This is a genomic window from Marinobacter oulmenensis (genome assembly GCF_014201735.1).
GTDB classification, from domain to species: Bacteria; Pseudomonadota; Gammaproteobacteria; order Pseudomonadales; family Oleiphilaceae; genus Marinobacter; species Marinobacter oulmenensis.
Window position 1 is genome coordinate 319,895 of the sequence record NZ_JACHFE010000003.1, and the last position, 21,984, is coordinate 341,878.

The 21,984-nt window shown below is 58.3% G+C and carries 15 protein-coding genes; 12 read left to right on the plus strand and 3 right to left on the minus strand.

Features of this window, described 5'->3' with window-relative positions:
* Positions 1-31 precede the first annotated feature (31 nt).
* Positions 32-1,420 (minus strand): sodium-dependent transporter, encoded by a 1,389-nt coding sequence (locus HNR38_RS07700; protein ID WP_183701649.1) that lies wholly within the window; start codon positions 1,418-1,420, stop codon positions 32-34.
* Positions 1,421-1,595: 175 nt separating this feature from the next.
* Positions 1,596-2,465, minus strand: coding sequence for a DMT family transporter (locus HNR38_RS07705; protein WP_183701653.1), 870 nt, complete (start codon positions 2,463-2,465; stop codon positions 1,596-1,598).
* Between the two features lie 174 nt (positions 2,466-2,639).
* Between HNR38_RS07705 and HNR38_RS07710 the strand changes: the two genes are divergently transcribed.
* Positions 2,640-4,073, plus strand: a complete 1,434-nt coding sequence (locus tag HNR38_RS07710; RefSeq protein WP_183702055.1) for an MATE family efflux transporter — start codon at positions 2,640-2,642, stop codon at positions 4,071-4,073.
* On the opposite strand, the gene HNR38_RS07715 is transcribed toward HNR38_RS07710, so the two are convergent.
* A complete protein-coding gene (locus HNR38_RS07715; RefSeq protein WP_183701657.1) occupies positions 4,049-5,056 on the minus strand; it encodes a GGDEF domain-containing protein in 1,008 nt (335 codons plus the stop codon). The genes HNR38_RS07710 and HNR38_RS07715 overlap by 25 nt on opposite strands.
* A 319-nt stretch (positions 5,057-5,375) precedes the next feature.
* Between HNR38_RS07715 and HNR38_RS07720 the strand changes: the two genes are divergently transcribed.
* From HNR38_RS07720 to HNR38_RS07770, 11 genes are all read left to right on the plus strand, one after another.
* Positions 5,376-6,242, plus strand: a complete 867-nt coding sequence (locus HNR38_RS07720; RefSeq protein WP_183701660.1) for an ATP-binding protein — start codon at positions 5,376-5,378, stop codon at positions 6,240-6,242.
* On the plus strand, positions 6,235-7,611 hold the full coding sequence (nosR, locus tag HNR38_RS07725; protein WP_183701663.1) for a response regulator c-di-GMP phosphodiesterase, NosR family: 1,377 nt from the start codon (positions 6,235-6,237) through the stop codon (positions 7,609-7,611). Before HNR38_RS07720 ends, nosR begins: the two co-directional genes overlap by 8 nt.
* The gene (locus HNR38_RS07730; protein WP_183701666.1) at positions 7,608-8,132 is read left to right on the plus strand and encodes a response regulator; all 525 of its coding nucleotides are present in this window, start codon (positions 7,608-7,610) and stop codon (positions 8,130-8,132) included. The genes nosR and HNR38_RS07730 overlap by 4 nt, the downstream gene beginning before the upstream one ends.
* A 15-nt stretch (positions 8,133-8,147) precedes the next feature.
* Positions 8,148-8,828, plus strand: a complete 681-nt coding sequence (locus tag HNR38_RS07735) for a GTP-binding protein (RefSeq protein WP_183701669.1) — start codon at positions 8,148-8,150, stop codon at positions 8,826-8,828.
* A complete protein-coding gene (locus tag HNR38_RS07740) occupies positions 8,815-9,960 on the plus strand; it encodes a sensor histidine kinase (protein WP_183701672.1) in 1,146 nt (381 codons plus the stop codon). The genes HNR38_RS07735 and HNR38_RS07740 overlap by 14 nt, the downstream gene beginning before the upstream one ends.
* Positions 9,961-9,970: 10 nt before the next feature.
* Complete coding sequence (locus tag HNR38_RS07745) at positions 9,971-12,217, plus strand: ATPase, T2SS/T4P/T4SS family (protein WP_183701675.1); 2,247 nt, start codon at positions 9,971-9,973, stop codon at positions 12,215-12,217.
* On the plus strand, positions 12,210-15,833 hold the full coding sequence (locus tag HNR38_RS07750; RefSeq protein WP_183701678.1) for a PAS domain-containing sensor histidine kinase: 3,624 nt from the start codon (positions 12,210-12,212) through the stop codon (positions 15,831-15,833). The genes HNR38_RS07745 and HNR38_RS07750 overlap by 8 nt, the downstream gene beginning before the upstream one ends.
* A gap of 9 nt (positions 15,834-15,842) precedes the next feature.
* Complete coding sequence (locus tag HNR38_RS07755) at positions 15,843-16,301, plus strand: response regulator (RefSeq protein ID WP_183701681.1); 459 nt, start codon at positions 15,843-15,845, stop codon at positions 16,299-16,301.
* Positions 16,294-19,149 (plus strand): EAL domain-containing protein, encoded by a 2,856-nt coding sequence (locus tag HNR38_RS07760; RefSeq protein WP_183701684.1) that lies wholly within the window; start codon positions 16,294-16,296, stop codon positions 19,147-19,149. The genes HNR38_RS07755 and HNR38_RS07760 overlap by 8 nt, the downstream gene beginning before the upstream one ends.
* Before the next feature lie 90 nt (positions 19,150-19,239).
* Entirely contained in the window at positions 19,240-20,364 is a 1,125-nt protein-coding gene (locus HNR38_RS07765; RefSeq protein ID WP_183701687.1) for an HD-GYP domain-containing protein, read from the plus strand.
* A gap of 126 nt (positions 20,365-20,490) precedes the next feature.
* Positions 20,491-21,849, plus strand: coding sequence for an alanine/glycine:cation symporter family protein (locus tag HNR38_RS07770; RefSeq protein WP_183701690.1), 1,359 nt, complete (start codon positions 20,491-20,493; stop codon positions 21,847-21,849).
* Positions 21,850-21,984: the final 135 nt, after the last annotated feature.

Below are 21,984 nucleotides of genomic sequence, written 5' to 3' on the forward strand. Positions count from 1 at the left end.
CGGTTTTTTTGTGCCTTGCTGACGCCGCGATTCAGGCCATCAGGTTGTAGAAGAAGACAACGGCTACTGCCACCGGTGTCACGAACCGGATCAGGTTGTACCAGAGAGTGAAGGCACCGTTTTCCAGCGCCAGATCGCTCTTCATGGTTTCCCGGGCCACGAACCAGCCCACGAAGATGGCCGTCAGCAAACCGGACAGCGGCAGCATGATATTGGCGGTGAAGAAATCCAGAAGATCGAAAATAGTCTTGCCTTCGAAAGCCTGGAACATTCCCAGCGGCGTCACATCCGACCAGACATTCAGGGACAGGATGGAGACAATGCCCAACGCCCAGCACAGAATGCCGACCAGTACCGCACTGCCGGTACGGGCGAAGCTGGTTCTTTCCTCGACCCACTCAACCACTGGCTCGAGCAGGGAGATCCCCGAGGTCCAGGCGGCAAACAGCAGCAGGATGAAGAACAGGGCCCCGAACAGGCTGCCCATGGGCATGTTGCCAAAAGCCAGGGGCAGAGTCTGGAAAATCAGGCCCGGGCCGGAACCGGCTTCCAGCCCGTTGGCAAAGACCACCGGGAAGATGGCCAGGCCGGCCAGCAGGGCCACCACGGTGTCCATGATCGCCACGCTCACCGCCGTACGGCCGATATGGACGTCGCGACCAAGGTAAGAGCCATAGGCCATCATGATGGCCATGCCCAGGCTCAGGGTGAAGAACGCGTGGCCCAGAGCCACCAGAGCGCCATCAACCGTGAGGGCACCGAAATCCGGAGTGAACAGGAAGCTGACTGCCTCACCGAAGTGGCCGGTTGTGGTGGCGTAACCCACTACTGCCAGCAGCAACACGAACAGTGCCGGCATCAGGATGGTCACAGCCCGTTCCAGGCCGCCCTTGAGCCCGCGCGATACCACCAGCACCACCAGTGCCATGAATACGGTGTGCCAGAGCAGCAGCTGCGTCGGGCTGCCCAGCAGGGCGGAAAACAGCTCGCCCACTGACTCGGCGGTACCACCGGTGAAGTCACCGGCGGCGGCGTGGCCAATGTAGGACGCCGCCCAGCCACCGATCACCGAGTAGAACGACAGAATGATGAACGCGGCCAGCATGCCGATAATGGCCGATATGCGCCACAGCGGCGACACCAGGTTACGTTCCGCCACCAGACGGAAACTGGTGATGGGGTTATGGCGCCCGTTACGGCCAATGAACACCTCGGCCATCATGATGGGCACACCAATAATGGCGATACACAGCAGGTAAACCAGAACGAACGCACCGCCGCCGTTTTCGCCGGTGACATAGGGGAACTTCCAGACGTTGCCAAGGCCCACGGCGGAACCGGTCGCCGCTAAAATGAAGGCAAGCCTGGATGACCAGAGTCCCCGTGCACCGCTGTCGGATGCGGAATTGGACTGACTCATGAGAATTCTTCCTGTGCTTTTGGCTGGGACGAAAATATGGTACCCGCCAGGCCCGGCGGGAGTGTTGGGGCGGGATTCTGCCAGCACTGGCCCGATGATGCCAGTGCTGGCGGGTATAACAATGGCCAGGGAGTGACAGATCCGGCCGGATCTGGCGTCGACATGTCGTTACCGGTCAACCCGCCGCCAGCCGGGCTCTGGGATGAAAGCGGGCATTCACCCACAGGGAGAGCGCGATGACCGCTCCGCCGAGCGCCAGACGCAAGAGGTCGGCGTCACGGTTCCAGATCAGCAGGTTGACCAGCAGACCGGCCGGCACCAGGGCGTTGTTCATCACCGCCAGAGTCCCCGCATCGACGGTGCAGGCACCGCGGTTCCAGAGGTAAAGCCCAAGCCCGGACGCCGCCAGCCCGAGCCAGGCCAGTATGCCCCACTGCATCGGCGTGGAAGGCAGCTTCTCCGGGTTGCCGAAAATCAGGAACGAGGGCAAAGCAATGATCAGGGCCCCGAAAAAGAAGTAGCCAAAGGTACGGTAACCCGGCAGGTCCACCTGATACCGCTGCATCACGTGCTTGTAGCCGACCTGGCCGGAGGCAAAGGTAAAGTTGGCCACCTGCAACAAAAGGAAGCCTGTCAGGAAGTCCTCACTCAGGCCATCGTAACGGATGATACCCGCGCCCAGTGTGGCAATGGCCGCAGCCATAAGGGCAACCGGAGAGAACCGGCCGTAGAGCGCATCGTCCACGAGGGTGACATAAAGCGGTGTGAAAATGGTGAACAGCAGGACTTCGGGCACCGACAGGTAGCCAAAGGAACGGTAGAGGCACAGATAGGTAATGCCAAACTGCAACATGCCGGTAACCAGAACCCCCAGGCGCAAACCACCCGGCACACCCCGCCAACGGGTAAACGGCAGGAACACCAGCGCCCCCAGCAGGACCCGGCTGAGGACCGCAAAATCGCTATCGACCTGCCCCGCGAGGAACTCGCCGATCAGGCTGAATGAAAACGCCCAAAGGACGGTGACAAGAACCAGTAATGCCATGAATACCTACCTCCAGATCCGGGCGGGCCACTGTACCCGTTTTGACGTTTTTGCGCACGGACAACTGCCTATGCCCCGGAAGGGGCGCAATCGCGTATGATGTCCGGTTCGCACTCACCCGCAGGCCAGTGATCCGATCACAGCCCCTGAACGATGTCGGTCCCCAGTAACGCCATGGATGAAAGCCATCAGCCATTACCAGAAGCCAGACAGCCACTGACCCGGCGCACCCTGGCTGAATGGAAAACACTGGCCGCGCTCGGTGGCCCAATTCTGATCGCTCAGGTGGCCCAGATGGCCAATGGCGTTATCGATACGGTCATGGCAGGCCATGCCAGCGCCGAGGACCTGGCCGCCGTAGGCATAGGCAGCAGCCTGTGGATGCCTCTGTTCCTGTTCTTCATGGGGCTGCTTGGCGCCCTGCAGCCGATTATTTCCGGCTACAACGGCGCCCGTACCACTGAACGGATCATGCCGGCCACATGGCAGGGCCTTTACATTGCCGGTGCCGGCACCGTGATCATGGCGCTGCTGCTGACCAACGTCCACCCGGTGCTGGCACAACTCAATCTGGAACCACACACGGCGGGTATCACCCAGGGCTATCTGGACGCTTTTGCCTGGGGGATCCCGGCACTGTTGCTGATCAACGCCCTGCGTGGGCTGACCGATGGCCTGGGCCACACCCGAGTGATCATGGTGTTTTCCGTGCTGGGCACGCTGGTCAATCTGCCACTGAACTACATCTTCATCTACGGCAAGCTGGGGCTGCCGGCCATGGGCGGCATAGGGTGCGGGTGGGCCACGGCGCTGTCCAACGGCGTCGCCGCCATCGCCATGCTTATCTACCTGAACCGCAGCCGCAGCTACCGCCGGTTCCACCTGATTGCTGACTGGGCCAGGCCAGACTGGCAGGGCATCCGCTATATCCTGCGCCTGGGTGTTCCCATCGGCTTTACCATCTTCGTGGAAGCCAGCATGTTTGCTGTTATTGCCCTGTTTCTCGCGCCACTGGGGCCGGTGGTGGTGGCCGGGCACCAGATCGCACTGAACGTGGTCTCGCTGCTATTCATGCTACCGCTGAGCCTGGGCATGGCGCTGACACTGAGGGTCAGCTTCCTGGTGGGCGCACGGGCACCGGATACCGCCCGCCTGATTTCACGCAGTTCGCTGATTCTGGCGGCCAGCATCGCCCTGGTGTTCGCACTCCTGCTGTTCACCTTTTCCAGGCCCATCGCCGCACTCTATTCCAGTGAAGCGGACGTGCAGGCGGTGAGCGTGCGCCTGCTGACCTTTGCGGCCATGTTCCAGATTGCTGATGTCATCCAGGTCACCTGCATCAGCGCGCTGCGGGGGTACAAGGACACCGGCGTGCCCATGTTCATCATGTTGTTTTCATTCTGGGGGGTGGGCCTGCCGCTGGGATACGTGCTGACCTTTACCGACTGGCTGCTACCGGCACTGGGCGCAGCCGGTTTCTGGGTAGGGCTGACCGCCGGGCTCACTTCCGCCAGCCTGCTGCTGGGCTGGCGCCTGTTCCGGTACCGGCCGACACGGCATGAACTGCCACCATCCAGGCGGTCTCAGGCCGGTTCGATTAACGGCTGATCCTCCATCCCGTCAGCATAAACCACGCGGTTTCGGCCACTGGATTTTGCCCGATAGAGCGCGTCATCGGCCCGGGCCAGCCAGGTTTCCACGCTCTCCCCGTGCTGCAGGCTGGCGACCCCAAAGGATGCAGTCACCGATCCGCCCGGATGTCTGACGTAACGATGCAGAACCTGACGCAGGTGACTGAGCACAACCTCCAGCCCCGCACCTTCGAGCCCAGGCATCAACAGCACGAATTCCTCGCCACCGTAGCGGAACAGCTGGTCATACTTGCGGGTGTGTCGATCCACCGCCCAGACCAGTTCCACCAGTACCTCATCACCCACGCCGTGGCCGTATTCGTCATTGATCTTCTTGAAGTGGTCAATATCCAGCAGGACCAGTGACAGCGGAAAGCCGGTGCGCTCGGACTGGGCCGCGGCCATGGCCAGTTCCTGATCCATGGACCGGCGGTTCTTGACGCCGGTCAGGGGATCGATGGTCGCCAGATGCTCCAGCCGCCGTCTCTGACTGCGGTTGCGGTAAGCAAACACATAGGCACAGGCACTGACCACAACGGCCGTCGCGGCAAAAGACCACATCTGCTCCTGCGACCGGAAAGCGTCGCCCAACATCATCATGAGCAGGACTGCAGAGATATTAATGGCCATGGCAATGCGGGGAGCCACCAGGAAAAAGCCGGTAACCAGGCAGGGATACAGCCAGAACAGGCCCGGATCGCCCACCAGGGTTCCGACAGCGACCGCGCCAAAGGAGGAAATAAACGCCATGACCAACCCGCTGCGGCGGGTGTCGCCAGTCAGCCAGGCGTATGTCATAGGCAAGGAGACACCCAGCAGAATCAACACATCCACAGTACCCGCCAGAACATTGCCCTGGGAAAACCGGAGAACCGCAAAGGGCGTGATACCCAGTACACCGCTGGTACCCAACAGAACGATGATGGATAGCCGGAAATCGTTTTTCAGGCGATGGAGCATGGGCGGGTGAACTCGACTAAAGTCTTAGATTTATTTTAAACATAATCATAGAGCATTTATTTCTGGTATGTAGACAATGGCTACGAAACTTAACAATTAATAATTAGTACAAACAGAAACCGCTGCTGCCGGGCAAAGATTTTCAGGCCGAAAACATAAAGCATGTGAATATTTTCAGAGAGCCCTGAGGCGCCCCCCCCTCTGCCGTTAAATCCTGACAGGCCTTAGCCGCCTTTTATGGAAACGAAACGTTACGAACTTGCGCCGCCACTGCCTATATACTCGGAACAGTTCACAGAAAAACAATTAGACAACTGATATGAAGGCATCGCTAATGAACCCGTCGCGCCCTTCACCGCAAGAACAGCAGGCCCTCTCAGAAAAGCTTGAGCAGGCCAACCGGCAACTGATGCAGTCGGAAAAACTGGCGGCCATTGGCCAACTGGCTGCCGGCGTCGCGCATGAGATAAACAACCCCGTAGGTTATGTGTACTCCAACCTGCAGAGCCTTGAAGCCTATCTCAATGATCTGTTCAGACTGACCGAAGCGGTGGATTCCGCACAGTCCCTGGATGACCTTCGCCTGATCAAGCACAACATCGACTACGACTACCTGCGTGAGGACCTCAAAGACCTGCTCGCCGAGTCCCGGGAGGGTATTGAACGGGTCAAGGTTATCATCTCGGCGATGAAGGACTTCTCCCACATAGAGGAAGACGAATTCAAACCAGCAGACCTTCACAGGGGGATAGAGACCACCCTGAATGTCGTCAACAATGAGCTTAAGTACAAAGCCGAGGTGATTCGTGATTTTGGCGAATTGCCGGAAATTGAGTGCATCATCTCCCAGGTCAACCAGGTGGTGATGAACCTGCTGGTCAACGCCGCCCATGCCATTGAAGACTATGGCCGGATCACGGTTCGGACCCGATCGACCGGCCATCAGGTTGCCATTGAAGTGGAAGACACAGGCACGGGCATTTCCCGAGAACATCTGAACCGGATTTTCGACCCTTTCTTCACCACGAAGCCCATTGGCAAAGGCACTGGCCTGGGTCTGTCGCTCTCGTTCAGCATTGTTGAGAAGCACAATGGCAGGATTGAAGCAGACAGCCAGCCAGGGCAGGGAACCTGCTTCAGAGTCACCCTGCCCGTTCGACAACCGGAAAAGAACAGCCATGAGTGACACTCCGGACAAGCCTAAACACCCGGCCGCGCAACTGCCCGATAATGCGCGACTGCTAATTGTGGACGATGAGGAAAACATCCTGCGCAGCCTGCAGCGGGTGCTGCGCCGGGAGCCATGGGAAGTGGTCTGTGCGACCTCAGGACAAGAGGCTCTGAAGGACATGGCAGAGTCCCATTTTGATCTGGTTATATCCGATGCCCGCATGCCGGGCATGGACGGGCCAACCCTATTGGCAGAGATAAGGCGAAAATATCCCTGGTGTATCCGGATCCTGCTTACCGGCTACGCCGATATCACCACCACCGTCAGCGCCATCAATGATGGCCAGATCTATCGCTACATCAGCAAACCATGGGACGACGATGAGCTCCGACTGATTATCCGGCAGGCTCTGGCATTCCAGCATTCCGAGCGACGCCGGCTGGCTCTGGAGAAAGTCACACGCAGACAGAATCAGAAACTGCAGCAACTCAACGCCAGTCTTGAGGACAAGGTCCGGGAGCGCACCGCCGAACTGAAACAAACGGCGGATATGCTGGATCTGGCCTATCAGGAACTTCGACAAAGCTACGTCACCACCACGGAAGTCTTCTCAGCGCTGATCAATAAACGTCTGCCAACTGACCAACGTCCAAACCAACGCGTCATCACACTGGTACGGGCATTTGCGGATTACTCAGGCATGGACGAGGAAAGGGCTCGGAATCTCGCCATGGCCGCTGCGCTCTATAACCTGGGCAAACTGGCCTGGCCCGACAAGCTGTTTGCGACACCGTCAGACCTGATGGCCGGGGAGCATCGGCAGGAATACCTGAAATACCCGGTGACCGGCGAACAACTGTTGATGACGCTGGAACCCCTGAAAGAGACCGCCCGAATCCTCCGTCACCATCAGGAAAAGTGGAATGGTTATGGTGTTCCGGACAGGCTGAAGGGTGAACAGATTCCGCCGGATGCCCGGGTACTGAAAATTGCAGTTGATTTTGTTGAGCTGCAACTGGGGTTGGTTCTGGAGCGCCAACTGACCCGCGATAATGCCATCAAACTGCTCAAGCGCTACCGGGGACGCCTGTACGACCCGGCGTTAACCGACCAGTTCATCACTATGCTGGAGGAGCTGGCGCCGGATGTGGAACACGACGATCCGTCAATTCTGGTGCTGGATACCCGGCGTCTGAGACCCGGGATGGTACTGGCCCGCAACCTCTATGCTGCATCAGGCATGCTGCTACTGAATGAAGGGAAAACCCTGACCCCCATCCTGATCGAAAAGCTGACTGCCTTTGAACAGGGTGAGCCTGGCGGACATCGTTACACCCTGTATGTCTGTGAACCTGAAGACGAGCAAGCGGAGGCCCGGGCATGACCAGGATTCTATTGCTGGATGATGAGGCCAATATCCTCAACAGTCTGAAACGTCTGCTCAAACCCCAGGGATGGCAGGTCGATACATTCACCCGAGTGGATAACGCCCTGCAGGCTCTGCTGGAGCACGAGTATGCGGCGATCCTGTCAGACTATCAGATGCCCACCGCAGACGGTGTCACCTACCTGCAGTTTGCCAAACAAAAGCAGCCAGACGCCATTCGCATGGTATTGAGTGCCTACGGTGACCGGGCCTCCATGATCAAAGCCATAAACCAGGCTGAAGTCTATCGTTACCTGTCGAAACCCTGGGACGATTACGAACTGGTCGCAGCCGTCAAATCGGCCATTGAGCTTTACCACCTGCACCGTGAGAACCAGCATTTACGTGAGGAAAACGACCGCCAGCGGGCTCAACTGAAAGCCCGGGAGGAAGAACTTCTGCGCCTGGAGGCCGAGAGCCCGGGCATCACCAGGGTATACCGGGACCAAGACGGCTCGGTACTTTTGAAAAATCATTGAACCAGTGTATGCCCCATGCCTGATTTCAGCCCCGACAACAATAAGCTGACGCTGAAAGTGGTGTTCTACGGCCCGGCCCTGAGCGGCAAGACCACCAACCTGATGCAGTTGCACACCCTGCTGAACCCGGAGCGTAAGGGCGAACTTATGGTGCTGGAAACCCGGGACGACCGCACCCTGTTTTTCGACATGCTCCCCCTTGGCCTGAAGGGCATCTCGGGCTTCGACCTGCGCCTGAAACTTTACACCGTGCCCGGTCAGGTACAGCACGACAGTACCCGCAAGGCGGTTCTGTCCAGGGCGGATGGGGTGGTGTTTGTCGCCGACTCTCAGCTTAACCAGCAGGATAATAACGCCATCGCCTTCGGCAACCTGGAAGAAAACCTCGACAAGGTCGGCCTGGATATCGACACACTGCCCATGGTGGTGCAGTTCAACAAGCGGGATTTGCCCCGGGTGGCTGGCGAAAGGGAATTACAGGACCGGTGGGCCGATACACCCTGGGCGCCCCTGATCATGGCCTCGGCACTGAAAGGCGAAGGAGTGATCCAGACCTTCCGGTCCCTGCTTGACCGCCTGTACACCCGTGTTGATGAGGAATTCCGACTGGCAGAGACACACGGCATTAACCGCCAGGAGTTTGTTGACCGGCTCGGCCGGAGCAGCAAAAGCGAGGTGCCCCATGGATACCTTTGAAGATGATCCGACCCTGTCCCAATTGCTCAATGCCGAGCAGCTCTCCCGACTGCACCAGTGTCTGAGCAAGCTGTGCCGTGAGCCGGTCATGCTGACAGAGGCCCATCCGGGCAATGACGCCACAGCAGTGGAATTCAACCTCGACACCGTAGGCTGGCTGTCTGGAGGGCAGGGGCCGCAGGAACGCGAAGCCGCCGCCGACCTGGTGTCATTCCTGATGCTGTTCATTGGCAAATACCGATTGGCCGCCAATCTGCACCATGACACCACCGAAGCCAGTTACGCCGAACTGCAGCGCCAGAACGAAGCACTCCGAGAATCAGAGGCCCGGTATCGGGAGCTGTCCAACCAGTTGCAGCAGAAAGTGGATGAGCAGGTCGGCGTGATCCGCCAAACCCAGCAGGAGCTGTATGAAAGCGCCCGGATGCGGTCCGTTGGCCAACTGGCTGCCGGAGTGGCCCACGAAATCAACAACCCCATTGGCTTTATCAGCAGTAATCTGCGGGTAGCACGGGACTATGTGAAGGACATCCAGGCCATGCTGCCGGACTCCGCTGAGAATCGGGAACTGGCCACGGACTTCCATGACCTGCTGAATGAATCCATTGAAGGTACCAGCCGCATCGCCGCCATTGTGACTGATCTGAAAACGTTCTCCAGCATTGACCAGGCTGACTATACCCGTTGCAATATCAGAGCCCTGCTCGCCAGCGCCATTCATCTTGTCCAGACCGAATACGACCACCGGTTGCGCATCACAGAGCAGTTGCATGACATGCCGGAGATCTCCGGCCACCCCTCAAGACTGTCACAAACCTTTTTCAACCTGCTCGATAATGCCGCGCAGGCTTTAGGCAATAGTGAAACCCGGGACAATAGCCGTATTCTGGTAAAGGCCCTGGCACAGAATGACCGCATCCAGATCACTATCCAGGACAACGGTTGCGGCATCCCCGACAGCCACCGGCCGCGAGTATTCGATGCCTTCTACACCACCCGCCCCGTCGGCTCGGGCACTGGTCTCGGACTGACGGTCGCCCAGGACACGGTGCGTGCCCATGGCGGCCAGTTGCAACTACACTCCCGTGAAGGCGCCGGTACGCGGGTGTTGTTAACGCTACCGATCAGTTAAAGGAAGCCAGATGGCCAAACGCTACGCCTCACTGTTTTACGGCAAAGACGCCCATGCCAGCGATACCCGTTATCAGGAGCCCCAAAGGGCTCCCTATCGCTTGCTATTGGTCGATGACGAGCCGAACATCCTGGCCTCCCTCAAACGGGTGTTCCACCGGGAAAACTATGAGCTGCTGTTTGCTGCCAGCGGTGCCGAAGCGCTTGCGATCATGGAAAAACAACCGGTCGAACTGATCATGACCGATTTCATGATGCCTAGCATGAACGGCAGCGAACTGCTACGGGAAGTGCGCGAACGTTGGCCCCAGACCATCCGGATCATGCTGACCGGCCACGCTAATACCGACGCGGTCATGGGCTCGATACGGGACGGCGCAGTGTACCGTTTCATTCTCAAACCCTGGAATGACGACGACATTCGCCTGACCATCGCACTGGCGCTGGAACAATATGAACTGATCCAGCGTACCCGGGCACTGGAACAGCAAACGGAAAAACAAAGCAAGGACCTGGACACTATCAGCAAGCTGACGGCCACAAACCGGAGCCAGTTGGCCATCCTTCTGCATAAAAAGGGCTGGCTAAACGCCCAACAGATCCAGCAATTGCACCGGGAAATGCAAAGCAGAAAAAACCCGGTGGTTCGCACTCTGCTCAAACATGACTGGCTGGACTTCCGGAAAGTCTTCGAGCTGCTGCGTGACGACATGCTGTTCGAAGAAGTGGATTTGCGGGAATTCCAGCCAGACCCGAGCCTGCTGTCCCTGATTCCGCATAACATCTCTACCCGTCAACTGGTTCTGCCGCTCAGGGTTACCGGCCAGCGTCTGCGCCTGGCCATGGTCGACCCCATGGACGTCAACCTGATTGATGAACTGGGTTTCATGACCGGTTACACCATCCACCCGCTGTTATGCGAAACCAACCAGATGCAGGCCAAACTGGCGGAGATTTTCGGGGAAACCCAGGATCTGGATGACATTGCCACCAAGGTCGGCACCGATGATCCCTACGAAGGCATCGAGATCGTCCTGGACGACGACTCTGACCAGGAATCGCTGGAACAACTGCTTGGCAGTTCAGAGGAACCTCCCGCCATTCGCCTAGTTAACGCCATCATTCTGGAAGCCCTGCGACTGGGCGCCAGCGACATTCACATTCACCCCCGCACAAAATCCCTGGTGGTGCGCTATCGGATAGACGGCGTGTTGCAGGACAAGATCCACATTCCCACCAACCTGCTGATGTCGGTGGTATCCCGTATCAAGGTGATGGCTGAACTGGACATCACCGAACGTCGACGCCCCCAAGACGGACGCATCACTGTGAAAACCCCAATGCGCATTGTCGATTTGCGTATCTCAACCCTCCCTACCATCAACGGTGAAAAGGTGGTGATGCGGGTACTGGAGCGACAGTCATCCGCCCAGTCACTCGGGGAACTGGGACTTTCCGAACATAACCTGAAGCGCCTGATGCATGTGGTTGCCAAGCCCCAGGGGATTATCCTGGCCACAGGCCCAACCGGCAGCGGGAAAACCACCACGCTATACGCCCTGCTTCAACACAACGCCACCCCGGAACGCAACTATGTCACCATTGAAGACCCGGTGGAGTTCCATGTCGACATGGCAGGCCAGGTTCCGGTAAAAGACCGCATCGGCCTGGATTTTGCCAGTGTGCTACGGGCGATACTCAGGCAGGACCCGGACGTCATCCTGCTTGGTGAAATCCGCGACCAGGAAACAGCGGATGTGGCATTTCACGCGGCAATGACCGGGCACCTGGTTTATTCCACCCTGCACACCAGCTCCGCATCAGCGACGGTCGCCCGGCTCCTCGACCTGGGACTCAAACCTTACGTGGTTGCCTCCGCCCTTGAAGCCATCATTGCCCAGCGCCTGGTGCGCCGCATCTGTCACCACTGTCGTGAGGAAATATCGCCGCCCACCGACGTCCTGGAACAGCTTGGTCCACAGTTCCTGTCGCCCGAGCTGACCTTCTATCGTGGCCGTGGCTGCGAAAGATGCCACAAGGGATATCAGGGAAGGGTCGCCCTGCATGAAGTCCTGACCATGGACCACACCCTTCGGGCCGCCATTACCGAAGGCGCCAGTGCCATGCAGATTGAAAAACTGGCCCTGGAGCAGGGCATGCGAGTGTTGCTGGATGACAGCCTGGAAAAACTGGCCGACGGCGTCACCACGCCGGAGGAAATACTCCGGCTATTGGGGCCACAGGTGATTCATGGTTGAGTCACGGAATCTGACAGCTTTCTGGTTTTGTGCGACGCTCGCCCTGTCCATCACCATGGCCGCTCTGGGCGCAACCATCCTTTTTGACGCCGCCACTTTGGAACCTGCCACCGGAAGCCACATCAACCTCCGACCGGGCGGAGGTGTGTTGTCTGTCATCCTGGGAGCCGCTTTCATGGCTCTGGCATTTCAGGCTGGAAGACTGGCCACTGTGCTGGCAATCTCTGCGCTAGCCCTGGCTTCCGTGCTGGCTGTATTGCCCTATTACGAGGTCAGCACCGCCGTCGCCGGTTTTGCCGTCACACCGCCATTCTGGGTCGTTACAGCCCTGGTGGCCACTGGCATTGTGGCTGCTATCGGTTGGCCGCAGTACCGGATCCCGGGTGTGCTGACCGGCCTGGCCAGTACCCTACTCGGAATGATGTCGCTGCTTTCCAAATGGCTTCCGGAACTGTCGGCCCTGAGTCTCGGTAGCGTTCCCGAGTCCACGGTTGTGGTCAGCCCGCTGGTCATGCTGGCGGGTGCACTCCTGCCTTTCCTGCCGCAGGTCTTCCGCCGTACCGTTCAGGTGCCTCGACAGGGGCCCATCGTTATTGGCGCTATCGCTATCGTGATCACCACATTCAGTTGGCATTTCCTCAGGGTTCAGCACAGTGAGTACCTGATGCAGAGGGCCAACGCACTGGCGGATCAACTGGAAGCGACAAGCCTGTCAGCCTATCAGGACAAACTGGCTCTAATCCGTCGCATGTCCGAACGCTGGGAACTCCTCGACACCCTGCCCTCCACACTCCTATGGCAACAGGAAGTATCCAGTTACCTTCGGGACCACCCGGATCTTCGACTGATGGCTATTATCGACCCTCAAAGCGGGCATGCCCGAACGCGGGCACGCAGCACCGACAGCCTGGCCTGGCTTAATGACCTGCTGCACGATTCCGGTTTTGCCGACTGGCAGGAGCATGTTCTGGGTTCCGGTAGTGTGCATCTTGGCCAGCCTCGTCTCTCGGGCCAGGGCCAGGCACTGGCAGCCATTGGAATGCCGGTTGATATTGCCGACGGGAAGACCAGACTGCTCATGGCCGTGGTGGATATGAGCCGGGTATTTGAACAACTGACCCGCCATCTGGATCAGGATATGAATGTTCGAGTTTACGCTCGGAATATTCCCGTGTTCGAGTTTCCGCCAGAACGGAGCCTACCTGACAACCAGGCGCCCATTCACCTGCTGACGCGCACGGTCAAAGCGCAACATGACACCCAGTGGACCCTCGACATCAGTATACCGGAGGGTGTCGTCCCCCCGGGCGATCTCTATCTGCCACCCTTGGTGCTGTTCAGCGGGCTGGGGTTGAGCTTTCTCGTGATGCTGATTCACCTGTTCTGGCGGGAATCGGAGCAACGTTCAGAATCCCTCGAATCACTTAATCAGGTTCTCAACTATCATTTGGATCAGGAACGCTCACTGCGTCAAACCAATGAACGCATCCTGGAGTATTCCCGGGATCTGCTTTGTTCCATCGGCAAGGATGGCCGTTTCCTCCAGGTCAGCCCCGCCAGCGAGGCACTCCTGGGCTATCGGCCGACTGAGCTGATCGGAACACACTACCGGGACCTCCTGGCCGGGGATAACCGCCTTGCAACAGAAGATGAAATCCGTCTGCTGCTTAATGGCAAGCAGGGTCGGGCAACGGGATTCCGTACCCGTCTGAGCCATCGGTCAGGGCAGGTTGTGACCGTTGCCTGGAGCGCCGAATGGTCCTCTGAGGACGAGGCACTGTTCTGCGTGGGGCGGGATATATCCAACGAGCTGATGGCGGAGACACTGACCCGGGAGCGCGACCAGTTCTTCTCACTGTCACCTGACATGTTCTGCATTGTGGACCTCAACACCCTGTTCTTCGAGGTCAACAACACCTTCGTGGAGACTCTGGGCTACGACCGGGAAGACCTGATTGGCACCTCCTATCTGGAGTTAATTCACCCGGACGACCACCACCTGGCCGCCAACGCCGTAACCTCTCTACTCAATGGCCATCAGGTGTTCGATCTGGTACTGCGATTGCTCGACCGGGACCGTTCGGAGCATTGGCTGAATATCAACGCCATCCTCAGCGCTGACGAGCTGATCTACGTGGTAGCCCGGGACACCACAGAGCAACGGGTGATTGAGCAGAAGCTGCGAGAAAGTGAAGCGCTACTGAGGATGGCGGAACAGGTGGCCATGCTTGGCGGCTGGGCGCTGGACCTGGAGACCGGCAACTCCACCTGGTCCGATGCTGTGTGTATCATCCACGATCTGCCTGCCGGGCGGGTTCCAGCCCTGGAGGAAGCCATCCGCTATTACATTCCTGAACATCGGGAATCTATCCGTCTCGCCATCCAGACATGCATCGACACCGGCATGCCCTTTGACAAGGAACTGCAGATCCGGACCGCTCAGGGCCGACTTAGGTGGGTTCGTGCCATCGGCCATCCAGTCAAGGATGACAACGGCAGGATCACACGCCTTCAAGGGGCTCTACAGGACATCACCGCATCGAAAAGGGCAATGGAACAGATCAAGCGATTTGCCGAACGCCAGGCGACCATCTTCGAGAGCATTACCGACGCCTTTTTCACCCTCGATCGCAATTGGTGTTTCACCTATATCAACCGTCGCTCCGAAGAGCTGCTGAGACAATCACGTGATGAGCTTCTCGGATACAATCTCTGGGAGATGTTCCCCGGCGCCCTGGGCACCGAATTCGAACGCCAATACCGGCACGCCATGGAAACCGGGGAGTCCGTCTCCTTTGAAGGCTATTACGAGCCTCTGGACAATTGGCTGGAGATCAGCGCCTACCCCTCTGAAGAAGGTCTTGCTGTCTACTACCGGAGTATCCGGGAGCGCAAAGAGGCCCAGTGGCAGTTGGAAGCCACGCTTCAGGAACTCGAGCGCAGCAACCGGGAACTGCAGGACTTCGCCTTTGTGGCATCACATGATCTTCAGGAGCCATTGCGCAAGATACAGGCTTTCTCCGACCGGCTGATCACCCGATCAACCGTCCTCGGCGAGCAGGAAAGAGACTACCTGCGCCGCATGCAGTCAGCAGCCGGGCGCATGCAGAACCTAATAGACGACCTGCTCAGCTATTCCCGGGTCACCACCCGTGCCAAGCCCATGGCCTCCTGTAATACCCGGCAAATTCTGGGGGAAGTGCTGCAGGATATGGAAACCGCCATCGGCAGGGAGCAGGCTCAGATCCGGATTGACGACCTGCCGGACACTCATGGCGACCCAACGCAACTGCGCCAGGTCTTCCAGAACCTGCTTAGCAACGCGATCAAGTTTCATGCACCTGAGCGCACTCCCGAGATCCATATCCATGCCGGTGATCTCTCGGAGGATAGCTGGACCCTGGTCGTCGCCGATAACGGTATCGGCTTTGATGAACGCTATGCGGAAAAACTGTTCCTCCCGTTTCAGCGGCTACATCAGAACGCCGGCTATGCCGGCACCGGTATCGGCATGGCCATCGTCAAGAAAATACTCGACCGTCATCAAGCGACGGTTTCCGTCAACAGCGTTCCCGGATCCGGAACCAGCTTCCGGATCCGTTTCAAACGTGGTTAGGAGAGCAGTATGACCACTAACGCAAACAACCCGCTCGTTCTCATTGCCGAGGACGACCCAGACGACCAGTTGATGCTCCGGGACGCATTCCGTGAACGCTGCGGCAACTGCCAGCTCTGCTTTGTGAACAATGGCGTGGAACTGATGGATTTTCTGTCCGGGTCACCCACACAAACCATCGGGCATGATCCACTGCCGGCATTGCTGTTACTGGATCTCAATATGCCATTCAAAGACGGCCGCCAATCCCTGACCGAAATCCGGGCCAACAATCGCTTCCGAGGCATGCCAACGATCATTCTGACCACCTCCCGGAACGATGAGGATCGCCAGTACTGCCTATCCAGCGGTGCCGATGGTTTTCTGGTCAAGCCGGCCCGCTATACAGAATTATTGGCGCTCGTGGATTCCTTTCAGGCCTACCTGAATTGCTGCAACCCCGACTGTCAGGAGGGTAGCCATGACTGAACCGACCCTGAGAGTCCTGTTAATCGAGGACGACGAAGACGATTATCTGATCACCCGGGATCTGCTGAGTGAGGCCAACCCCGCGTATACGGGCCTGATCTGGAAGGACAATCTCGATGACGGACTGGAGGCTCTGCGCGAAGGGCTTATTGATATTGCCCTGGTGGATCTGCGACTGGGACCGGATTCCGGGCTTGACCTGATTCAGCAGGCTCAGGAAGAAGGTATCAGCATCCCTTTCATCCTGCTGACAGGACAGGGGGATCCGGAGCTGGATGCCCGGGCAGTGGAACTGGGCGCCGCCGACTACCTGGTGAAGGGGAGGCTCGATGGTCATACATTGCTCAGAAGTATTCGCTACGCGCTCGACCGGGCAACCGCCAATGAAAACCTGATCAGCAGTGAAGCCCAATATCGCCTGCTGTTTGAGAACAATCCGACCCCCATGTGCCTGTTAAAACCGGAAACCGGGGTCATCAGCGCACTCAACGGAGCAGCCCGGAGCTTATACAGAATCAGGCAAGAGCAGGAGCCTGTCTTACAACTGCAGGACCTTCAGAAACCCGACTGCACACCGCCCGAACGGGAAGGGGTCATCCTGCACCCGGGGGCCACACTGGAGATGCATCAGACCCGGGACGGTCAGCCCCTGATTGTCGAGATGGTTTCGGAGAGCATCACCATCAACGGTGATGACCTGGCTCTCCTTACCCTTAACGACAAAACCGCCGAGATCGACAATAACCGCCAGTTGAAACTGCTCAAGCGCTGCATCGAATCCAGCTCCAACGGCATAGTTATTACCGATGCCCGGGCAGGGGACATGCCACTGGTGTATGTTAACCCTACCTTTGAACGTATTACCGGATATTCCGCCAGCGAAGCCCTCGGGAAAAACCTTCGTTTCCTTCAGGGCAGTGAGTTCGACCTCAGTAACGAGCAGTCGCTTTCCCAGATCCACAGGGCGCTGAATAAAGGCAGCGAGGTATCCGTCGTCCTTAGAAACTATCGCAAAGACGGCTCGCCATTCTGGAATGAACTCTACCTGTCCCCCATTCGCAATGGCAGGAACGAAATCACCCACTATGTCGGTATCCAGAACGACATCTCGGAAAAAAAGTCCATTGAAAACCAGTTGGCCTATAACTCCAGTCATGACGTACTGACCCAGTTGCCCAACAGAGCCCTGCTGGAGGATCGGTTAAGTCAGGCCTGTCAGTTTGCCCGCCGGTACCAGCATTTTGTTGGCGTCCTGTTTATTGACCTCGACGGCTTCAAGCTGACCAATGACAGCCTCGGCCATCAGACCGGTGACCAAATCCTGATCGAAGTGGCCCAGCGCCTCAGAAAACTGGTGCGCTCCGGTGATACGGTGGCCCGGGTCAGTGGTGATGAATTCGTGATGGCACTGCCGGCACTGGCTAAAGCCAAGGATGTACAGTTGATAGTGGAAGGCGCTAGCCGTGCGCTTTCGGCGCCCTATATTGTCAACGATGAAAGTATCTACCTGACCGCCAGCATCGGAATCACCGCCACCGACGGCAACATCGCCAATCCAGCAGAGCTGATTCAACAGGCAGACCTGGCCATGTACCAGGCCAAACAACTGGGTCGCAATACCTGGCAGTGGTTTTCCGAGGAGATGAACACCCAGGCGAACTACCGGGTGAAGATCCGTAACCAGCTCCAGGACGCCATCGACAATGGAACCCTCGTTATCCACTACCAGCCACTGATTGATTCACGCACCGGGCAGGCACGATCCGTGGAAGCCCTGGTTCGCTGGGAGCATCCCGAACAGGGGCTGGTCCCGCCAGGCAATTTCATTCCTCTGGCCGAGGAAACCGGGCAGATTATAGCGCTCGGGCGCTGGGTTCTCAGACAGGCATGCCGTGACATGGTCCGGCTCCACGCGGCCGGGTTCACCCATTGCACCGTGGCGGTCAATGTATCACCCATCCAGATCCGGACAGACAGTTTCCTGGAGACCGTCAAGGAAGCGCTCAAGGCCTCGGGATTGCCGCCCCAGTCGCTGGAGCTGGAAGTGGTGGAGTCAGCAGTACTTTACGATACCGACCAGGTTATCCGGATCCTGAACAACCTTCGCGATCTTGGCGTCCGGATTGCCATTGACGATTTCGGAACCGGCTTCTCAAGCCTGAGTTACATGAAGCTGATGCCGGCCAACAAGATCAAGATTGACCGTTCTTTCATCAAGGATGTCATCCAGAATCGCAGTGATGCCGCTATCACCCAAGGCGTTCTCTCTATGGCTCATCATCTCGGCCTGGAAGTGGTGGCAGAGGGCGTGGAGACCGACGCCCATGCCAGCTTTCTCAAACGCCATCATTGCGACCTCCTGCAGGGGTACGTGTTTTCCAGACCCCTGCCCTATGACCAGTTGGTGGACTACATGAACCATCACGGCTTCCGCCGCGGCGAACCCTCGCCGGCCGACTCATCCGGGCACAAGACCCTACTGCTCCTGGATGATGAAGCGAATATCATCAAGGCCCTCAGCCGCACACTCCGCCGGGACGGCTACCGTATCCTGTCGACAACCAGTGTCCGGGAAGCATTCAGCATCCTGGCGGAAAACGAAGTACAGGTTATTGTTTCGGACCAGCGCATGCCCGAGATGTCCGGTACTGAGTTTTTCAGCCAGGTCAAAGCCATCCATCCAAATACGGTGCGCATTGTGCTATCAGGATACACCGACCTTAAGTCGGTGACAGATGCCATCAACGAAGGGGCAATTTACAAGTTCCTCACCAAACCATGGGACGAGGAGCAGCTCCGGGAACAGATCCGGCAGGCCTTCCAGTATCACTCAGCAATGCAGCAATGAACGACATGTCGCCAAAACAAAGATTGCTGGTACTGAATAAACATTCGAGGTTAGACTAACTTGTCCACTCTGTCGCCAGGAACATCTGTTTTGCCTGAATTCGTACGCATTGCCCCTGGGGCACTTGTCATCGGCCGGCCATTGCCCTGGGATGTCTTTGACTCCGATGGCAATGTGCTGTTGCGCCAGGGCTACGTGATTCAGACCGAGACACAACTGGAGCACCTGTTCGAGCGTGGCCGGTTCAAGCCCCGCAAGATTGATCTGCCCAAAGAGGAAACCTTTGAGGATCTGCGCCAGCGCAATCCATTTGCCGAGTACGCGGAACTGCTTTCCACGCTGGAAGCCACCCTCAACGCCATCACCTCCCGGGACCCCTCCTCCCAGAAGCGCCTGATGGGACTCAGCCGCATGGTGGAGCGCACCTGCATGGAGGCGCCGGACGCCAGCCTGGCGCTGGTTCATCTGTACTCGATCAACCCGACGATCCACGAGCAGATCCTTTTTTACGCCATCCTCAGCCAGTTCATTGCCCGCCAGTTCGGCCTGGAAAGCAAACGAACCAGCCTGCTGACCAGTGCCGCGCTGACAGCCAACCTGGCACTGGTACCGGTGGCGGATCAGCTCAATGCCTCCAATGTCATTCTCAGCGATGACCAGCGCACGGTAATCGAACGGCATCCGAACCGCAGCGTCAAAGCCATGGAAGCGGCGGGCATCGATAACAAGCTACTGCTGCAGATCATCGCCCAGCACCATGAGAAGGCCGACGGCACCGGTTACCCGGAAGGACTGAGCGGCAGCGACATTCTTCCCGAGGCAGAAATCATCGCCCTGTCGGAGCGCTATGTCGCCATGATCACCAAGCGGGCCTACCGGGATCGCATGAACATCGCCGATGCCCGCCGCCTGATTTCGACTCTTGGCGAGGACAAATTCCGCCCGGCCATTCCCCGGGCGCTGCTGGAATTGCTCGGCAACTACCCGCCCGGCGTGCTGGTGCGCCTGGACAACAATGAGGTCGGCGTGGTGACCCAGCGGGCCAGCCGGGCACGAGGCACCATTGTCCAGGCCATCTTCGGCCCGAGGGGCAACCGTTACAGCGGCACCTTTGAGCGGGACACCCGGTTGATCGACTACATGATCCGGGATCACGAGGAACCCGAAACCATGCCCTCCATGGACTTCAGCCTGCTCTGGGGCTTCCGCTCCTGATCTTTCCGACGGAAAATCCTTCCCGGCATTGCCAAAACGGTTTACACGAAAAGATAGTTGGCTAAACTCAATGAGTTATGCCCACAAGGCGCAAAAACCAATCCATGGCAAAACTGGGGAGATCCCATGGAAGCGATTTCGAATTTAGTCAGTCAAATTAACGGCCTGGTCTGGGGACCACCCATGCTGGTGATGATCCTCGGCGTGGGCCTGTTCCTGAGCATCGGCCTGAAGCTGATGCCGATCCTGAAGCTGCGCGCCGGCTTCCGCCTGATGTGGAGCGGTCGGGCGCGGGGCGAGGACGATACCGGTGAAATCCCGCCGTTCCAGGCCCTGATGACCGCGCTCTCCGCTACTGTGGGCACCGGTAATATTGCCGGCGTGGCCACCGCCGTCTTCCTCGGTGGGCCGGGGGCGCTGTTCTGGATGTGGCTGACGGCACTGGTCGGTATGGCCACAAAATACTCCGAGGCGGTACTCGCGGTACGGTTCCGGGAAGTGGACGAACGCGGCTCCTACGTCGGTGGTCCGATGTACTACATCCGTAACGGCCTGGGCTCCAAATGGGCCTGGCTGGGTATCCTTTTTGCGGTATTTGCCTCCGTTGCCGCCTTCGGCATCGGCAATACCGTTCAGGCCAACTCTGTGGCGGACGTGCTGGAAACCAACTTCGGCCTGCCCCATTGGGTAACCGGCGTGGCACTGATGGTGCTGGTGGGCATGGTCCTGATCGGCGGCATCCGCCGGATCGGCCAGGTCGCCAGCGCGCTGGTGCCCTTCATGGCCGTTTCCTATGTCGTCATCGGCCTGCTGGTCCTGGCGATCAACGCCCATGAAATCCCTGAAGCCATCAGCATGGTGTTCGGCTCGGCCTTCAGCTCCACAGCTGCCGAAGGCGGCTTTGCCGGTGCCGCTGTCTGGGCCGCCATCCGCTTCGGTGTCGCCCGCGGCATCTTCTCCAACGAAGCCGGTTTGGGCTCTGCCCCCATTGCCCACGCCGCCGCCCAGACCCGGGACCCGGTCAAACAGGGCATGGTGGCCATGCTCGGTACCTTTATCGACACCATCATCGTGTGCAGCATCACCGGCCTGGTGATCATCACCTCCGGTGTCTGGACCTCCGGCGAGACCGGCGCAGCCCTGACCTCACTGGCGTTCGAGAACGGCCTGCCCGGTTTCGGTAACTACGTGGTGGCCATCGCCCTGGCGATCTTTGCCTTTACCACCATCCTGGGCTGGTCGTTCTATGGTGAACGCTGCATCGAGTTCCTGTTCGGCGTGAAGGCGATCATTCCATACCGGATCGTCTGGATCATCGCCATTCCGGTGGGCGCCACCGTGAACCTGGGCTTCATCTGGCTGGTGGCCGATACCCTCAATGCCATGATGGCGCTGCCCAACCTGATCGCGCTGCTGCTGCTTAGCCCGGTGGTGTTCAAACTCACCCGGGGTTACTTTGACAAGCAGGGCACGCCCCCCAAGTAACCATGCTGTAATGCACATGGCTCATATGCATGTGCATAATCCATCAGACGGCAGTCCGACAAAGCCCTTGTTTTTCTGCCGTCTGGCATCAGGTCACACAGTAAGACCGGATGCAAAGGCATTCCGACACTTCTG